At 52.0% G+C, this 18,245-nt stretch carries 12 protein-coding genes and 1 pseudogene; 9 read left to right on the forward strand and 4 right to left on the reverse strand.

Annotated elements, in window-relative coordinates:
- Positions 1–131 precede the first annotated feature (131 nt).
- The 8 genes from ACTJKB_RS21110 to ACTJKB_RS21145 all read left to right on the forward strand — a co-directional run bounded on the left by ACTJKB_RS21110 (position 132) and on the right by ACTJKB_RS21145 (position 14,499).
- A complete protein-coding gene (locus ACTJKB_RS21110) occupies positions 132–2,390 on the forward strand; it encodes a hypothetical protein (RefSeq protein ID WP_440836327.1) in 2,259 nt (752 codons plus the stop codon).
- Between the two features lie 102 nt (positions 2,391–2,492).
- Entirely contained in the window at positions 2,493–5,540 is a 3,048-nt protein-coding gene (locus ACTJKB_RS21115; protein ID WP_440836328.1) for a glycosyl hydrolase, read from the forward strand.
- A gap of 200 nt (positions 5,541–5,740) precedes the next feature.
- Positions 5,741–6,604, forward strand: coding sequence for an ABC transporter permease (locus tag ACTJKB_RS21120; RefSeq protein WP_440836360.1), 864 nt, complete (start codon positions 5,741–5,743; stop codon positions 6,602–6,604).
- A gap of 49 nt (positions 6,605–6,653) precedes the next feature.
- Positions 6,654–7,559 carry a carbohydrate ABC transporter permease gene (locus ACTJKB_RS21125; RefSeq protein ID WP_440836329.1) on the forward strand — a complete coding sequence of 302 codons (906 nt, stop codon included), beginning with the start codon at positions 6,654–6,656 and terminating at the stop codon, positions 7,557–7,559.
- A 29-nt stretch (positions 7,560–7,588) separates the two neighbouring features.
- The gene (locus ACTJKB_RS21130) at positions 7,589–9,247 is read left to right on the forward strand and encodes an extracellular solute-binding protein (RefSeq protein ID WP_440836330.1); all 1,659 of its coding nucleotides are present in this window, start codon (positions 7,589–7,591) and stop codon (positions 9,245–9,247) included.
- A 129-nt stretch (positions 9,248–9,376) separates the two neighbouring features.
- Positions 9,377–10,942 carry a response regulator gene (locus ACTJKB_RS21135; protein WP_440836331.1) on the forward strand — a complete coding sequence of 522 codons (1,566 nt, stop codon included), beginning with the start codon at positions 9,377–9,379 and terminating at the stop codon, positions 10,940–10,942.
- 1 nt (position 10,943) lies between these two features.
- On the forward strand, positions 10,944–12,662 hold the full coding sequence (locus tag ACTJKB_RS21140; RefSeq protein ID WP_440836332.1) for a cache domain-containing sensor histidine kinase: 1,719 nt from the start codon (positions 10,944–10,946) through the stop codon (positions 12,660–12,662).
- 49 nt (positions 12,663–12,711) lie between these two features.
- On the forward strand, positions 12,712–14,499 hold the full coding sequence (locus tag ACTJKB_RS21145) for a glycoside hydrolase family 36 protein (protein WP_440836333.1): 1,788 nt from the start codon (positions 12,712–12,714) through the stop codon (positions 14,497–14,499).
- Between the two features lie 61 nt (positions 14,500–14,560).
- Here ACTJKB_RS21145 and ACTJKB_RS21150 read toward each other — a convergent pair whose 3' ends face one another.
- Both ACTJKB_RS21150 and ACTJKB_RS21155 read right to left on the reverse strand, forming a co-directional pair.
- Positions 14,561–14,935, reverse strand: a complete 375-nt coding sequence (locus ACTJKB_RS21150; RefSeq protein WP_440836334.1) for a hypothetical protein — start codon at positions 14,933–14,935, stop codon at positions 14,561–14,563.
- The gene (locus ACTJKB_RS21155) at positions 14,904–15,791 is read right to left on the reverse strand and encodes a LysR family transcriptional regulator (protein ID WP_440836335.1); all 888 of its coding nucleotides are present in this window, start codon (positions 15,789–15,791) and stop codon (positions 14,904–14,906) included. The genes ACTJKB_RS21150 and ACTJKB_RS21155 overlap by 32 nt, the downstream gene beginning before the upstream one ends.
- Positions 15,792–15,988: 197 nt before the next feature.
- On the opposite strand from ACTJKB_RS21155, the gene ACTJKB_RS21160 reads away from it, so the two are divergent.
- A complete protein-coding gene (locus tag ACTJKB_RS21160) occupies positions 15,989–17,065 on the forward strand; it encodes a YeiH family protein (RefSeq protein WP_440836336.1) in 1,077 nt (358 codons plus the stop codon).
- 83 nt (positions 17,066–17,148) lie between these two features.
- On the opposite strand, the gene ACTJKB_RS21165 is transcribed toward ACTJKB_RS21160, so the two are convergent.
- Together ACTJKB_RS21165 and ACTJKB_RS21170 are read right to left on the reverse strand one after the other, a co-directional pair.
- A complete protein-coding gene (locus tag ACTJKB_RS21165) occupies positions 17,149–17,559 on the reverse strand; it encodes a VOC family protein (RefSeq protein WP_440836337.1) in 411 nt (136 codons plus the stop codon).
- 113 nt (positions 17,560–17,672) lie between these two features.
- Positions 17,673–18,167 (reverse strand): annotated as a pseudogene (locus tag ACTJKB_RS21170) (SDR family oxidoreductase); the annotation flags it as partial.
- Positions 18,168–18,245: the final 78 nt, after the last annotated feature.

Raw genomic sequence — 18,245 nt, forward strand, 5'->3', positions numbered from 1 at the left:
ATCCACTTTTGAGACAGCCCCTTTTCCATCTTCCTTGCTCAGCAATAGATTTCGTTGCTCGCAGGGATGCACGTAAATGCAGCCTGAAGGTAAGCTTAAGTAGTATGCAAGTAAGAAAGGAGGTAAGGAATGTGGAAGGAAATTCATTCAAACCGGAGCAAACCTGGTCACCGGCTACACTGGGCGGGGGCGGTTATATTACAGGGTTGATTCAGCATCCCGCAAAAAGCGGTGTGTTGTACGCCCGCTGCGATGTGGCGGGAGTCTTCGCCAGTATTGACGGCGGCTTCCGCTGGGAAGCCCGGAATGCCGGACTCACCAAAGCGTATCACCACCAGGTGCAGAGCTTTGCCATTAATCCCCATCACCCGGAGGTGCTGTTCCGCTGCTCAGGGGAAGTGCGAAGCCATAAGTTTTACGGCTCGGTCCATAAATCCGACGATGACGGTCATAGCTGGAGAGAGGTCTGTACTGGCATGGGGTTTTACGGTAATGGCCCGACCCGGATGTACGGTGAAATCATCGCGGTAGATCCTCATCATCCGGAAGTTGTTGTTGCCGGCGGCTACACGGGTGGTTTATGGATCAGCAGGGATGAAGGGGAGTCCTGGAAACCGTCTTCGCTGCCGGAGGAGCGGTTTGGCTGCGTCACCTTCCATCCCGGCATACCGGGATTACTGTATGCAGGAACCATTAGCGATGAAGATCTCAATATGGATTATGTCGAGACAGACGGCGGCGGGGTGTTGGGACTGCTTCAGGACCCGCCCCGTGGCAAGGCTGGCAGGCTGTATGCCAGCAGCGACCTCGGTGAATCCTGGGTACTGCTGCATGAAGGCCCAAGCTTTGCCGAGCTTGCCTGCGATATCCGGGATCCGCAGCGCCTGCGTGCTGCCTGCATATGGAATGGCATTCTCCACAGTCAGAATGGCGGGCAGACCTGGCAGCCGGACATGACAGGGCTGCTCCAGGATGGGCATAGATACGGGACGGTAGTACAGGATATCCATCACCCGCAGCTGTGGTATACAGCCCCGGATGCCCGGCCCCACATGAAGACCGTTCCGCCGATTCCACTGTATGTATCCGGTCTAGACAGCGGCGACACTGAACCATGGATGCTCCTCCGACAGCATAAGGATGAGGATTTGAGTGGATTTCCAGCCTATATGGATCACTTTGGCAGTGGTTCACGAGCCGAAGCCACAGGATGGGCAATATCCAAAATCCTCGTTGACCGCTTCATTGAGGAACGCCTCTATCTGACGAATTGGTACGGAGTTGCAGTTAGTACCGATAGAGGAAGGACATGGCGGGCTGCACAGTTTCAGGGGCTGGAAACGACTTGCATGGAAGCCGTCACTTCCGATTCGGAGCAGCCGGGCAAGTTCTGTGTTACGATGGCTGACCACCCGCCTAAGGTTACAGAAGATGGCGGCAAAAGCTTTTGGAATCTCCCGGGTCTACCAGGTTATTCAGGAAGTACTGCAGCTGTAATACCGCGAACATCCCATCAGAGTTATCTCTATGGACTAGTCGGTCACGGGCGGACCGCATGTATTGCGCTCAGCCGTGATCATGGAGAGACTGCTTCAGCTGTACTTACACTGGGTCCGGGTATTTTTGTGCAGGCTTTGCAGGAGGACGGAGTGAATGCAGACACCTTTTATGCGTATATGGATGGACCAATTGCTTCGGGGGCTGGAATCTACCGCTCTACGGATAGCGGAATGACCTGGGAGCAAACTGCTTTTCGCCCTCCCGCCTACATGACGGAAATACCGCATATGAAGAACTGGATCGAAGCCGACTTGCTGTCTGTCGTTGTCTATCAGGTCAAGAATGCCTGCGGGGCTAATCAGCTGCTGGCGGCAAGCCCTTTTCACGAAGGCCGGATACTGGTGGGTGAATGGACCGAAGGGATCTGGGAATCATTCGATGGCGGTGACTCCTGGGAATCCATTGGAGATGGTCTGCCTTTTATGCGAAGAGGTCCGCTTTCTGTATTGAACACTTTAGCTTATTCTCCAAGTTACCCGGATACGATATATGCCGGCTTCATTACAGATGGCTTATGGCGCAGCACCGATGGAGGGCAGTCCTGGAGTAAGCTGTACCCTGCTGAAGTGGATAGGGTCTTTAATGTATCCGCAATGACACTGGGGATTGGTGACCATGGTGAGGATCTGTTAATCCTTGCCTGTGAACCCATGGTGATGAATGGTACAGACTCTCAAGTGATGTGCAGCCGGGCTGGCGGTGAGAGCTGGGAGGCTTGGAATCAGACGGAGCTGGGAGCGGTTCGCTGGAAAGGAATTGCCCTTGATTGTGCGGGAGAACAGGTGCTTGGCGTTTCCTGCGGTAATGGTGCCTACCGTTTACTCCTGTAGGACAAAATATAATTCGGCACAAAAACCGGACATCGTTGCTGCAGCATAGTTTTCGTTGCTGCTGTACCTTGTTGAGTTTTGTGGAAAACGCTTACATTGGAGATGCCGGACGACGTTATAGTCGTAATTCCACCGGCTAATGTGAGTGGAGGCCTGATTGAAGTGGTACCACGTATGAGGGGGAAATGGTTCCATGGTTGGCTGGCCGTAGTTCTGATCTTTGCTTCATTACTCGTTCCCAGTGTCCCGGTGCAGGGGGCTGGAGAGAATTTGCTGGGCAATCCCGGGTTTGAGTCGGGAGATACGCTGTGGGAGAAATGGGGAAGTCCGGTTGTGACAACCGCTGAGAAGCACGGAAGAACAATGAGTCTTCTGGTAAAACGCAGTACAGGGGGGGCATCAGCATCAGTCGCAGTTCAGCAGGGGAAAACCTACCGGGTTGGATTATGGGTTAAGTTTGCCGCTGCTGGAGTCACGAATGCGACGATAGATATGGACATATTCGGCACGCAGCAATCGAAGGAACAGCTGCATTTCTCGGGTTCTACGGAATGGGAATACCAGCAGCTCCTGTATACACCCGGGCCAGGTGTGCAATATATCCGCTTGTCGTTCTGGAACGGTACGAGTAAGGATTATTATATCGACGATGCTGTCATTCGGGAGAATGTGGATATTGAACGCCCAACGACTCCGGGTGTATGGCAGGCCCAGCATGACTCCAAAGCGCTGAAGCTAACCTGGGCGGGGTCCACGGATGATATGGGGGTTGATTCTTACCAGATTGTTTACAAAAGAACAGATGCTGCTGACTGGAATACCGTGGCTGTCCCACATCAGGAATCTGTCACCCAGTACACGTATACTCTCAATAATTTGGATCCTTTTTCAGTGTATGCAATTATGCTGCGGGCCAAGGATATCGCGGGCAATACCTCCGATGCTGTGATGGGACTGGAGGCTACGCCGGGACCCAATCTGGTACCCAATGGGGGCCTGGAGACTGGACACATCTTCCCGTGGTATAGAACAGGGACTGTACAAACGACAACTTATGATCCCTATTCAGGAATGTATGCGCTGAAGCTGAAGAATCTATCCACAGTCAAAACGTCATTAATCCCCGCTAACAGCAACACTTCCTATCTGGTATCGTTTTGGAGCAAATTCAATACGGTACTGCCGGGGACATTCACGGTAACACTGGATGTATACCAAGGTTTCTCTGTAAATTCCTATCCGTTCTATACTAACGCCACAGCAACATGGTCCCGTTCGGAGCAGCAGATTCAGACCGGTAACAGATTGGCTGGCCTGCAGCTGCGGGGCGGTAATTGGAGCGGCGGGGATATGTACCTGGATCAGGCTTTTATTGGCAAGATGCCTGTAATTCCGACTAACCTTAGTCCAACTGCACCTGCGGGTTTCAAGACTGGAACCATAGACGGGGTATCTGCAGAGCTGGAATGGGCAGCCTCCACAGGACCCTTTGGAGTGAGAGAATATAAGCTGCTGTATAAAAAATCGTCTGACAGCGAGTGGAGCAGCCTGACAGTTCCTTATGTTTCCGGGCAAACAATGTATACTTACAAGCTGGAAGGCCTGTCGCCTGAGAGTCTGTATGACATTGAGGTTAAAGCAGTTAGTGAAGGGACCGCAACCTCTGCCCCGAGCACGCTTCAGGTGACCACCGGCAGGATGGCCCCGGTTAACCCGAACGCTTCCGTTGAAGCGACAGCGCTACTCGACCGGCTCTATGCAACGGTGGGGAATGCTGTCTATACGGGCCAACATAATTATTATGAAGAGCCCGCGAAATGGTACGACACGGCAGCAGAGCTGACCGGATATTATCCGGCATTATGGGGCTCGGATTTCGCCTATTATATCGGGGGCGACATGGGTGAGCTGCGCCAATCCATGATTGACGAGGCTGTTCTTCAGGGTCAGGCAGGAACCATGGTGACTTTAACCTATCACCAGACCCGGCCTATGGACCCGGCTACCTCCGGCTGGGAGAGTGTCACGGGTGATGTGACAGAAGCCCAAATGACAGAGATTGTCACTCCCGGCACCGCACTGTACAACCAGTGGGCTGCCCAGGTGGATGAGATCGCGGGATATCTGGAGCAGCTGCAGGAAGAAGGTATTCCTGTATTATGGCGGCCATATCACGAGATGAATGCTGAATTTTTCTGGTGGGGTGCAAGACCGGAGCTGTTCAGACAGCTATGGCACAACATGTACGACCGCTTAACTAATCTTCATGGTCTGAATAATCTGATTTGGGTGTGGAGTCCGAATGCGGAGAGCTCCTGGGCATACGATTCAACCCCCTATTATCCCGGGCACGATATGGTGGATGTGCTGGCCATGGACATCTACAACAACGATTACCGTGACACATATTACAACAAGCTGCTGAAGCTCAGTGGAGGCCGGCCTATTGCCATCGGGGAAAATGGTGAGCTGCCGGATATGCAGATGCTTAGGGAAAAACAGTCAAGATATGTGTATTTCATGACCTGGTCCCAGTATTTAACCGACAAAAATTCGATTAGCGGCATTCAAGCGCTCTACAGCGATCCACGGGCGCTCAACAACGGAGAAACCGGAAATGGACCGTTTATTCCGCCCCCGGTGGACTTCTATTTGATCGATGATTTCGAATCCTACGGCGGCTCGAATGGAAGCCTGCGCTCCAAATGGCAGCGCAATGTCTCCGGCAATGCTGCGACTGTAACACTGGATACGTATCAGCTGAACAGCGGAAGCTATGGGCTTAAGCTGGATTATACGGTTGGCAATCCAGGCTATGCAGGTGTCTACCGAAGCATGGGCAAGGAATGGCCGGGCATGGGAGCGATCACCTTCTGGCTCCAGCCGGATGGCTCGAACCGCCAGCTGGCTGTTCAGTTTCATGAGACGAACGGCGAGGTCTGGGAAGCCGGAATCAAGATTGAAGGCACCGAGGCAAGGCTTGTAACCATTCCGTTTACGGACTTTGCAAGGCCCGGCTGGTCAACCGGCGGCAACGGGGTCATTGATTTGGGCTCCATTAAAGAGTTCGCCTTCTATGTGGCCCAGGGCAGTGGTACCCAGGGCAGCGGGACGATCTACTTTGACGATGTGAAGGCCATTAAGCTGTAATCTGCTCATCATTGCTGAACCACACATTTCGTTGACCACGGTACTGGTTACACCTTTCTGAACTGAATAAGATTAAGGTGTAGAGCAAAGAAACAGGAAGGATGACAAACGTGGAAATCGAACGAAAGGTCATTACCAGGGCGAAAGGTAAGCCGGTATCATGGTGGACCAGGTGGTTCAGGCAATGGGATATTCAGCTGATGGTTATACCCGCTATGCTGTTTATCTTCGTCTTCAGCTATCTGCCCATGTATGGTGTACTGATGGCGTTCCAGGATTATCAGCTGTTCGGCGGTTTTTTTCACAGTCCCTGGGTCGGGCTGAAGCATTTTGAAGCATTCTTCAATTCGCCCGACTTCTGGACGGTCATGCGCAACACCATTGTAATCAGCCTGCTGAAGCTGTGTATCGGGTTCCCGGCTCCAATCCTGCTCGCGCTGATGCTCAATGAGGTTCGTCTTATGTTATTCAAGCGGATCATCCAGACCGTCAGCTATCTGCCGCATTTTCTGTCCTGGGTGATCGTCGGTGGGTTCGTGGGCTCGATGCTTTCGACTGATAATGGAAGCGTTAACATGCTGCTTATGAGTCTGCATCTCACCTCAGAGCCTATCAGCTTTCTGTCCGTGCCGGAGTACTTCTGGGGGATTCTGGTGGGAACAGGCATCTGGAAGGAGATGGGGTTCGCAGCCATCGTCTATCTGGCGGCAATTGCCGGAATCGACCCGCATCTCTATGAAGCCGCTTCCATTGACGGTGCAGGGCGCTTCAAGCAGATCCAGCTGATCACATTACCCTGCATCCGGCCGGTCATAATCATCTTTCTCATTCTGGCTGTGGGCAATATTCTGAATGCCGGATTCGAGGATATCCTGATCTTGGCCACCAATCCGATCCTGCGTGATGTATCCGACGTAATCGATACGTATGTCTACCGGATGGGGATTTTGAACAACCGCTTCTCTTATGCGGCGGCGGCGGGACTTTTCAAGGCAGTAGTGAGTATTGGACTGCTGGCCCTGGCGAATAAGGCAGCCAGAAGAATGGGTTCAAGTTTATGGTAAGCAACAGTGAAGCAAAACAAATGTGGAGAAGGAAGGCGGGGGTCAGGTTATGATGAAGATGTCGGCTGGAGACAAATTCCTACAAGTCATTATATATGCAACGCTGCTGCTGCTGGGTTTCATCACCCTATACCCCTTCTGGAATTCACTCGTGATTTCCTTCAATATGGGCTCGGACACGGCGCTTGGCGGGATTACGTTCTGGCCGCGCAGCCCAACACTGGATAATTACGAGGTCGTGTTCCGGGACAGCCGCATCGGTCATGCGTTTCTGATCTCCATCATGCGCACTATCGTAGGAACCACATTATCGGTCATGTTTACCGCCATATTGGCCTACGGACTCTCCCGGCATGAACTGATGGGACGCAAAATATATATGGTATTCTGCATCATAACGATGTATTTCAGCGGAGGATTGATTCCCACCTTCCTGCTGCTCCGTGAGTTTGGGATGATGGATACCTTCTGGGTGCTGGTCATTCCCGGGATGATCAGTGTCTACAACATGATTATTTTCCGGACTTTCTTTTTGGGGCTGCCGGCGGGGCTGGTTGAATCGGCGCGGATTGACGGCTGCAACCATATCGGAGTGCTGACCCGTATTATTTTGCCCATCTCTGGTCCTGTTGTGGCTACCTTGTCCTTATTTACGGCCGTATATCATTGGAATGACTGGTTCTCGGCAAGTATTTATATCAATAATCCTGATCTGATCCCGATTCAGACCCTGCTAAAGCAGATCCTGAATTCCAATATTGTGACGGATCAGCTCCAGAAGGCCATCGGGAGCAGTGCAGCTGCTCAAGACCGGCTCGCGCTCGTGCAGTCGGTAACCAGCAAATCGCTGATCATGGCAACCACCATGGTCGCGACGCTGCCGATTATTATGGTCTACCCGTTTTTGCAAAAGTATTTTGTGAAAGGTGTGTTAATCGGGTCGCTTAAGGAGTAGTGAATGAACATTAGAGAGGGGTTACTCATTTGAAATCTACGAAGAGTTTTCCGCTGCTGAGTGTTGTGTTATGTTCGGTACTTTTGATTGCAGGTTGTGGAGGGGGGAACAATGCTGCTGCGCCATCCGCTGATCCTACCAAAGAACCGGTGGCAACGGAGACAGCAGCGGCAAGTGTAAGTCCTGAAGCTACATCAGTAGCTGTAGGAAGCACGGTGAAACCGGTCTCCTTCACGTATTACAGTAATTACGATTGGGATACCACGGAAGAATGGGGAAGGGATTCGACCACGAAGTGGATTGCCGACACCCTGAAGGTCAAGATGACCCCGGTTCAGTCCAGCGGTGCTGCCGAAACCAAATTCAGTACTATGATCGCCTCGGGAAGTCTGCCGGATGTCATTATGATGGACCGCGGAGCGAATGTCGAGCGGCTTCGTCAGCCCGGGCTGCTGGTACCCTTCGATGATTATCTGGACCGTTATCCTAATCTGAAAAAGAACGCCGGTGAAGCCACACTGAACATGCTGCGCTCTGAAGACGGCAAGCTCTACCAATTCCCCAACTGGTATACGTCAAGCCCGAATGGCAACGGCGGCTGGATTATTAACCGGAAAATATACAAGGAGCTGGGTTCACCGAAGCTGGAAACCTACGATGATCTGTATGCCTACCTGAAGCAGGTGAAGGAGAAGTATCCCGATGTGGTGCCGCTTGAAGTGGGAGCCAAAGGCCGGGGACTCGAGACGATGTACGGCGGATTTGCTGAAAATAAACCGTATCTGCCCAAAGCCAATCCGGTGGGCAACACGCTGCAATCGATTTTTGAGGATCAGGTGTTCATCGAGAATATGCAGTACGCCAGCAAGCTCTTCCGTGAAAAGCTGATCACGCAGGATCTGTTCACCCAGACCGGTGACCAGATTTCCGAGAAACTCAAAACAGGCCGCGTTGCAGTATATGTGGACGGCGATGTGGTGAACCCTGGACGGGGAGCGGATACCGCGCTGCGTACAGCAGACCCTGATGCCGGCTATGATATCATCTGGCCGATTCACAAGGCGGGTCTGGATGCATCTAAAATTACACCCAACAATTACAACTCACTGGGTTGGAACGTGCTGGTCATCACGAAGAACGCCAAGGACCCGGAAGCGATCTTCTCCTACCTCGACTGGGTGACCAGCGAAGAAGGCCAGCGGATTTTGAACTTTGGCCGTCAAGGCCTGTATTGGGATGAGTACGATGCAGACGGCGTGCCTATTCTGAACGAGGCTGGCCTGAATACACCACAGGGAGACAAGGATAAGGAAAGAATCGGCCGTTTCAACTGGGTTGGCAACACCACCTTTATTGACCAGACCAAAGCCAAGATGGATGCGCAGCTTCCGGCCGACAAGCAGAACTGGACTACGCTTGCCCAGCAGAAGGTGACCTGGAAGACATCGAAGAACTTTACGGAATTCGTCAATCTGGACCCGCTGCCGGACTCGGAAGAAGGAACGATTGCCACGGCGGTTAATGATATTTATCAGGAGGCTTTTGCGAAAACCCTGTACGCCAAAAGTGATGATGAAGTTCTCAGTCTCTTAAACAAAGCGAATGAAGACGCCAAAAAAGCAGGCTACGAGAAGCTGCTGAAATTCCAAACCGCGAAATGGCAGGACAATCTGAGCAAGATGAAATAAAGCTAGAGCCAGCCTAAACCGTGGGGTATACTGAATCCAAGTGTACCCCTTTTACTATTATATGGCATTCACCGCAAGCACAAGTTGCCGGGGGGCGGATTGAATTCATGAGTGCGAGGGTGGGATGGAATGTACAAGGTGCTGCTGGTCGACGATGAGCTGCTGGATCTGGAGGGTCTGCAGCGCTTCATGAACTGGGAAGGTCTTGGCATGGAGGTGTGTGCAGCCGCGAGCAGCGGCTTTGAAGCTCTGGAGGTGCTGGATTCGCAGGCTGTGGATATTATGGTCACCGATATCAGAATGCCGATCATGTCAGGGATGGAGCTTGCCCGCAGAGCCCTTGAGCTGAACCCGAAGCTGAAGATTATTTTTGTCAGCGGCTATGAAGACTTTCAATATGCCAAGCAGGCCATATCCATGAGCGCATCCGGTTACGTGCTGAAGCCTGTAGACGATGACGATATGCGCAGATCACTGGAAGAGGTTCGGGAGACTCTGGACCGTGAGCGTGAGCATTCCCATTTAGAGCGTTATTTCTCCGAATCCGAACCGCTTCTGCGCAGAGAGCTGTTCATGCAGCTTCTTGATGGTACACCGGATGAAGAAAAGATGCTGTCCCTGCTTCAACGTGTCGGCATTAACTGGAATGGGGCGAGGCTGTACACCGCGCTGCTGGAGCCCGATGATATGTCCTGGAAGCTGAATGGCTTCAGCGATGGGGCTAAGGCAGAGATGGAGAACAGGCTGGAGATGTCGATCGAGCGGTACTGTGCCGAGGAACAGATACAAGCCTGCCGGACGGAGCGGTTCCATTACGCACTGATTCTGGAAGAAAGTGTGGGACGTGAAAGACTCCGCAGGCTGATCCATCAGGCGGCGGATGGAATACCGCTGACAGTAACCATAGGTGTAGGGCCTGCCGTTAGCCATTTGCGTGAGCTGCGGGATTCCTTCCGGCAGGCGAGGAATGCGCTGGGACTGAAGCTGTTCCTGGGTAAAGGCAAGCTCATCCTCCATTCTGATGCCAGAGGGCCGATCTCGGCCTCAGCCAAAGATTTGGACAGTATTCTGCAGGCCTTGTTCGCGGCGGTGTCCTCTTACCGTCTGGTCGATGTGGACGACTGCAATGAGGAGCTGTTTGTTTGGGTGGGCAATATGGAGACCAAGCTGGAGATTTACCAGCTCTTCCTGCACATCGTCTCCAGGCTGGATGCGTATTTGCATACGATCAATGAGGATTTTTATGAGCTGCTGGGGCTGGAACGGAAACATCTGAATATTTTATATGATCTGGAAACCATTGAGGATATGAAATCCTGGCTCCGCCGCCGGATGTTCGAGCTGTCCGAACGGCTGCAGCGCAAACGCCAGGGGAAGAAGCGGAAGCTTGTGGAGGAGATCCAGGCGTACATTGAAGAGCATTTGGAGCATAATGTCATGCTGCGGGATGCAGCCAACCACTTTTCCTTTTCACCTAATCACTTGGGTCAGATCTTCTACGAAGAGACTGGAGTGTATTTCTCCGATTATGTGGGGCTGAGGCGGCTGGAGCGGGTCAAGGTATTGCTTAGTGATCCGAAGCTGAAGGTCTATGAAGCCGCGAACCGGGTGGGCTATAAGAATCTTTCCCATTTCAGCAAGCAGTTTAAGGAATTTTATGGTGTGAGCCCAGGTGATTACAGGAGACATTTGTGATATGCGGCGCATGGGGAGTATTCCTTTTGGATACAAGCTCATTCTGCCTTATGTGCTGTGCCTGCTGATTGCCGTGCTGACGGTTGGCCTGTTCGCCTATGCGCATTCCGTGAATTCCCTACGGGAAAAAACGCGGGAGAATCTTCAAGGAACGCTCAGGCAAATGCGCGACAATATCCGTTACCGTACAGATGATATCGAACGTATCTCGAACAGCCTTTACTATAATTACAGTCTGCAAAATGCGCTTCGCCGCTATGATCAAGGCTGGTACAGCTATGAGACCATGACCAGGACACTCATGCCGGCGCTTGAAAATCTGCTGAATTACACTGCCAGCAATATTGGCCTGTCCCTGTATCTTCAGAACGAAACGCTGCCTGAAGTGTTCTATAAGGACGGGGGGCTGAATCCGCTGCTCTCCACGAAACGTTACGAGATCTATCATATGCAGCGGATACAAGACGCAGATTGGTACCGCATGCTGGAATTCTCGGGTAACCTGCCGGGTCTCAGCCGCTGGCAGCAGATTCTGCGCGATCAAGAGGATGGCAATATTTCGCTGCTGCAGCGTCTGGATGATGTGCAGAGAGGGAAGGAGATTGGTCTTGTCCGGGTAGCGGTACAGATCAAGGATCTGCTGGATTCTGTGGATTACCGCAAAATTGGCGAATACAGTACGCTTGTCGTGCTTGACGACAACGGCAGGATTGTGATGCAATCTTCACCGGAAGGCACGGAAGGGTCGAGCAGCCGGACAGAGCCCGGAGAGCTTGTCCTTAGTGAATCTCTGCACGGTCTGGGCTGGCAGTTGCAAGCCTACATTCCATACAGCCTGTTCGATCAGAGCGCGAACGAGGTCCGCCGGATGACACTGCTGGTATGTCTGGTCAGTGCCGTTGTCCTGGCAGCCTTGGGGATCTGGGTATCCGGGTACTTCTCACGGCGGATTCAGAAGATCGTGGGGTCCCTTAATGCTTTTCATGACGGGGATTTCCACAAGAGAATCCGCTTCAAAGGCAATGATGAACTGGCGCAAATTGCTATCGCCTTCAACCGGATGGGAAGCAATATGGAAGAGTTGATCCATAAAAATTATGTTGCCGATCTTCAGAAAAAAGAAGCAGAGCTGGAGTCGCTGCAGGCGCAGATCAATCCTCATTTTCTCTACAATACACTCTCCTCTATTAACCGTCTGGCCCAATTCGGCGATATTGATAAACTGCATATTATGGTACAGGAGCTGGCGAAATTCTACAGGCTTAGTCTGAACCGCGGAGAAATCCTGACCACTGTGGGCAAGGAAATCGAACATGCCAAAGCCTATGTGGCTATCCAGTGCATTAAATACGGTGAACGGCTTAGTGTATATTATGACATTGATCCGGAAGTTCTGGAGTACGCAACGGTCAAGCTGATTCTGCAGCCGCTGATTGAAAATGCGCTTGAACATGCCTGGTTCGGAGCCACCTTGGGCATACGGCTTGTCGTAGCGAAGCGGGATTCAGAGATTGTGTTCAAAGTGATTGATAATGGGGTGGGCATGAATGCAGATATCATCCGGCAGATTATGGCCCCTGAGGGTCCCCGCATCGGCTATGGCATCCGTAATGTGGATTCCCGGATCAAGCTGCATCATGGCAGCGGCTACGGGGTAATCATTGCTAGCCGCTCAGGGATCGGGGCTTGCATACAGATTTCGATTCCCTGCCGGATGTAGTATTGAGCATTCAATCAGACATATCCGGCAAAAAGGAGCTTAGAAGCTATTGAAAATCATACTTAGCAATGGCTGGGAAATGAGGCTGGAGGGGCAGACCGGAACTTTTGCCACCTCTCTCTCTTCCTATGTGGATGTCGCTGAGGCAGATGTAGAATATATTCGGCTTATTCTGGATGCCTCTAGTCCGGCTGTTCTACCGGAAATATCCCTGAAGTGGAGCTGTGCAGCAGTGGATGTGCAAGGCCTGTGGCATCCATCGGTAGAGCGGAGCCGGGGGCTGATTCCCGACTGGTGGCAGGGCTTCCCGTCAGGATCTACTTCTTCCGCCCCGGTTATCAGTCTCTATGGGAACCGGGGCAACAATGTGTTGACCTTTGCCTGTTCGGATGTAATAAGTCCTGTGGAGCTTCATGCGGGTCTAAATGAGGAGACATCAAGCTTCCATTGTTACGTAACGCTCTTTGCAGAGCCTGGCCCACCCGTACACCATGTTGAGGTCATATTGCGATTGGATACGTGCAGCCATCCCTATTATGAAGCGCTGAAAGGGGTGGGTGAATGGTGGGCCGGACTTCCCGGTTGTGACCCTTCACCCGTTCCGGAAGCGGCCAGAGAACCGGTGTATTCTACATGGTACAGCTTTCATCAGCAGCTTTCGCCTGATGCAGTGGAAGCCGAGTGCAGAGCAGCTGCCGCAGTGGGCTGTAAGACGGTCATTATGGATGACGGCTGGCAGACCTCAGATGATACCCGGGGTTATGCCTATTGTGGAGACTGGAAGGTGAGTGTGGATAAAATTCCTAACCTGAAGGCACACGTAACCCGAATTCATGAGCTGGGTATGAAATTTATGCTGTGGTATGCGGTTCCGTTCATCGGGAAGCACAGTCAGGCCTGGGTGAGGTTCAAGGATAAATTGCTGTATGTAAATGATGAGCTTGGAGCAGGGGTGGCTGATCCCCGTTATCCGGAAATACGGGAGTATTTGACCGGAATCTATGAGCAGGCGGTACTGGAATGGGATCTGGACGGGTTTAAGCTGGATTTCGTTGACAGCTTTTATTCCAAAGGGGATCAATATCTTCCCGCTGATGGGCAAGACACGGGGTCGGTACCGGAAGCAGTGGATAAGCTTCTAAGTGGGATCATCTCCCGTCTGAGACAGTTGAAGCCGGATATTCTCATCGAATTCCGCCAGAATTACATTGGACCGCTAATGCGTAAATACGGGAATATGTTCCGGGCCGGCGATTGTCCTAATGACGCGCTCCAGAACCGGATCAGGACGCTCGATATCCGGTTGATTTGCGGCATCACTGCGGCACATTCCGACATGCTGATGTGGAACCCCCAGGAGTCTTCGGCGGCGGCAGCACTTCAGTTCATAAATGTGCTGTTTTCCGTTCCCCAGATTTCGGTCCGGATCGACCGGCTACCGGAGGAACATACTGCTATGCTGGCATTTTGGCTGTCCTTCTGGCGTGAGCACCGGGACGTATTGCTGGATGGCCGCCTGGAGCCGCAGCATCCCGAGCTGCTATATCCATTAGTTACGGCCCGCACCACCCGGAAATGGGTGATTACTGCTTACCATGATACGGTTATCCCTTTAACCGGGAATATGCCAGAGCTGGTGATTATCGTCAATGGAACGCTGCTCACCCGCTTGATACTGGAGCTGGACCGTGACACGGGTCCTCTGGAAATAAGTGTCCGAGATTGCCAGGGAACAGTAACGTCAGAGGATCATCTGAGTTGGAACAGCGGGGTACACATGCTTAATGTGCCTGCGGCAGGAGTAATTACACTGCAGACTGTCAGCAGGAAACAATGAATGCCCGAGAGGTCATCCATGCTGCTGTTCCCGCATTGCTGTAGCTGCTGGCTCTGACCTTCTAGCAGCCATATAGTACGTCCATAGCCGCTGCTCCCAATTGTATTCGGGTCAGCGGCTTTTCTCCGTCAAGGTCGATTTTATATCGAAACAACGGCAGAAATGCCGTTGTTGAAGCACCGCAGGCGGGTTTGACCGGAAACAACGGCAGAAATGCCGTTGTTGGAGCGCCGCAGGCGGGTTTGACCGGAAACAACGGCAGAAATACCGTTGTTGAAGCCCCGCAGGCGGGTTTGACCGGAAACAACGGCAGAAATGCCGTTGTTGAAGCACCGCAGGCGGGTCTGCCCGGAAACAACGGCAGAAATGCCGTTGTTGAAGCGCCGCAGGCGGGTTTCCTAGCGTTACGTTCGGGGTACAGCGAGCAGCTTCTCAATAAACATCTGAACCGCCATACTCTCCGGGTTGCCTTTGTGCCGGATGATCAGAAATTCACGTTCCAGCAGTCTTTGTCTGAGCCGCAGCTCGCAGATTTCGCCGCCCGCCAGCTCTTTGCGCACGATCCATCTGGATAGGATTGCCAGCCCCAGTCCGGCAGAGACGGCCTCCTTGACACCCTGACTGCTGTTGAATACATACGATCTTTTCATGGATACTCCTGATTCCTGCAGAAAATGATCGCTGAAAGCACGGGTACCAGAGCCATGCTCGCGCAGGACCCAGCTCTCCTGCTGAAGCATATCCTTTTCCACCGCAAGACTCTCAGCCAGCGGATGTCCTGGAGGGGCGATGACGATCATCTCATCCTTCATGTAGGGAATGATCACAAGCTCGGGGTCGGTGGTTTCACCTTCGATAAAGGCCACATCCAGCTGGTTCATTCTTACTGCCGTGATAATCTCCTCCGTATTGCCAATGGTCAGCTGAAGACTGACCAGCGGATACTGTTTGGCGAATGCAGCAAGCCTTGCCGGTAAAATATACTCCCCGATCGTAAAGCTGGCTCCGATATGAAGACTTCCGGTTACTTCATCCCGCAGCAGACGGATTTCCCGCCCAGCCTCCTCATAATGGGATAGAATCTGTTTGGCATGTTTATAGAGTATCGTTCCAGCTTCCGTCATGCGGACCTGCTTCGGCGACCGGTGGAGCAGCTTGGTTCCCATTTCATTCTCCAGATTGCGGATATGAAGGCTTACACCAGGTTGTGACAAGCCCAGCAGCTCACCTGCCTTAGAGAAATGACTCTGTTCCACAACGGTAACAAATACATTCAGCGCATCAACAATCATATGAATCCCTCATTTTAGATCGGCAAAAATGCCGGAATAGCTTTCATATCATGCATTTTATCATATCGTTTACGTTCAATCATAACAAAAACTGATGCTAAGAATAACAAAGCTGTATTTCACTTTCACATGCGAGGCACTTATAGTGAAGCTATCAAGACTTAGCCGCCGTGAGCGGTGGACGGAGAGTGAAGCAGATGAACCATACACATAAGCTGTATCCATATACTGTGAAGCACCCGGGGATGACCTGCGGGATTGGAATCACACTCCTGCTCGCCGTAGCAGCCAAATATCTTGCTCTGCTGCCGCTGATGAATATTCTGGGGCAACTGGTGCTGGCCATTCTGCTGGGTATAACATTCCGTGCAGTGGCTGGCGTCCCGCATAGTGCGATGGCAGGCATTCAATTCTCCAGCAAAAGACTGCTTCGGGCGGGAATCATTCTGCTGGGGATGAGATTCAACCTTGCAGATATCCTGGCTGCCGGCCCGAAGGTATTTGCCATTGCAGTAATCAATATCGTGTTCACTTTGTTCACTGTGTACGGTTTGGCGAAATGCTTCAGAATCGACAGAAGATTGAGCCTGCTGACAGCCTGCGGTACAGCCATTTGCGGAGCGGCAGCAGTCGCGGCAATTGCCCCCCAAATCAAGGCTTCTGAACATGAAACGGCTGTCGGTGCAGCTACTGTAGCGATACTTGGCACGATTTTTACATTGGTTTATTCACTGCTGTATCCGTTCATGGGATTAAGTCAGGCAGGCTACGGGATCTTTGCAGGAGCTACACTTCATGAGGTGGCTCATGTGATTGCTGCCGCCGCTCCGGCGGGCAGGGACGCTGCGGATCAGGCGGTCATTGTGAAGCTGACCCGTGTGGCGATGCTGATCCCTGTCGCTATCCTCATCGGGAGCTGGGAAGCCTACAGAACACGTAAGAAGGAAAGAGTGGAGAATCCTGCTGAGGAAGCGGAGGCGCGGGAGATTAAGAAAGCCATAGAGTGGAAAAAGCTGCCGGTCCCTTGGTTTATCCTCGGCTTTCTGGTGATGAGCGGAATTAATACATTAGGTATTATCCCGACAGGAATCACAAGTGAGCTTGTTGTTCTGGCTTACCTTTTGCTGGCAATGGCAATGGCGGGGATGGGTCTGGGGGTTGATCTGAGAACCTTTGGCCGGATGGGGAAAAAGCCATTTCTGGCTGGACTGATCGGATCTGTTCTGCTATCCGTGCTGGGGTATATACTGGTGATTGCTTTTGGATTGGCTTAGATGAAGAGGGCTGGCCGTACAGTAAATAGACGCCTCTCGATAAGATCAAGAAGCGTCTATACCCGAAGCATATTTGCATCAGCTTACTGCTGGTCCTGCTTAGGCACTGTAGTGATCATCCAGAGGATGCCGAATTTGTCCTGAACATGTCCGAAGAGCGCTCCCCAGAATGCAGGGTTCAACGCTTCCTTGACCACACCACCCTCTGCCAGATTGTCAAAAGCTTCACGCGCTTCAGCTTCTTCCGCGAATTCCAGGTTTAAGTTGACTGTATTCCCATAACTAACCGGTTCGAAGACGGAATCGGACATCATAAAATGGACTCCTGCAGCCATAAAACTGAGGTTGATCACCTTGTCCTTCAATTCCTCACTCGCATTAGGCAAGTCTCCGTGTTTGGTAATAGAGTTCATTTTGCCGCCAAGCGCCTTAATGTAGAACTCCGCTTGCGCTTTGGCATCCTCCGACATTAGGTAAGCCGTAAAAATGGCCATGTGAACAACATCCTTTCCAGGGTTGATATATGGTTCTGTCCTGTCCATTGTATCAAACTTCTTCAGCCGTATTTCTTATGGATTGCTGTATTATGGGGCTAAGTTGATGTAATCTATACCCCCGAATATGCCATAAATCCGCCGTCGACCGGAACAGTAATCCCCGTAACAAAACCCGACATCTCTTCGTCCGCCAGCCAGAGCAGGGTACCCAGCAGATCCTCCGGTTTCCCGAAGCGGCGCATCGGAGTCTGGGAGATGATCTTGTGCGATCGTTCGGTCAGTTCTCCGTCTTCCCGGAGCAGGAGCTTCTCATTTTGCTTCGTCAGGATAAAGCCCGGTGCGATAGCATTAACCCGAATTCCGGACTCAGCCAGGTGGACGGCTAACCATTGGGTGAAGTTGTTGATCCCTGCCTTCGCCGCACTGTACGCTGGGACTTTGGTCATTGGCGATGCAGCGCTCATGGAGGAGATGTTAATCACGGATGTACCCGCACGCCCAAGCATTTGCCTGGCGAAAACTTGCGTGGGTAGAAGTGTGCCCACCAGGTTGAGATCCATCACCTGACGGAAGCCGGATGCTGAAAGATCGAAGAAAGAGGTAATCTTGAACTGCACCCCGTCAAGTAGACAGCGTAAATAATAAAAGATCCTTAAGCGGCCTTAGTCCTGAATTCAATGGGA

Origin of the sequence: Paenibacillus sp. 22594, from assembly GCF_052044425.1 — a bacterium.
GTDB lineage: Bacteria > Bacillota > Bacilli > Paenibacillales > Paenibacillaceae > Paenibacillus_AQ.

Bases quoted from the DNA above. Each gene is read 5' to 3' on its own strand.
- ACTJKB_RS21165 (WP_440836337.1), bottom strand. From the start codon at position 17,559: ATGGCCATTTTTACGGCTTACCTAATGTCGGAGGATGCCAAAGCGCAA.
- ACTJKB_RS21120 (WP_440836360.1), top strand. From the start codon at position 5,741: ATGGTTATACCCGCTATGCTGTTTATCTTCGTCTTCAGCTATCTGCCC.
- ACTJKB_RS21115 (WP_440836328.1), top strand. From the start codon at position 2,493: ATGCCGGACGACGTTATAGTCGTAATTCCACCGGCTAATGTGAGTGGA.
- ACTJKB_RS21140 (WP_440836332.1), top strand. From the start codon at position 10,944: ATGCGGCGCATGGGGAGTATTCCTTTTGGATACAAGCTCATTCTGCCT.
- ACTJKB_RS21125 (WP_440836329.1), top strand. From the start codon at position 6,654: ATGATGAAGATGTCGGCTGGAGACAAATTCCTACAAGTCATTATATAT.
- ACTJKB_RS21160 (WP_440836336.1), top strand. From the start codon at position 15,989: ATGAACCATACACATAAGCTGTATCCATATACTGTGAAGCACCCGGGG.
- ACTJKB_RS21155 (WP_440836335.1), bottom strand. From the start codon at position 15,791: ATGATTGTTGATGCGCTGAATGTATTTGTTACCGTTGTGGAACAGAGT.
- ACTJKB_RS21135 (WP_440836331.1), top strand. From the start codon at position 9,377: ATGTACAAGGTGCTGCTGGTCGACGATGAGCTGCTGGATCTGGAGGGT.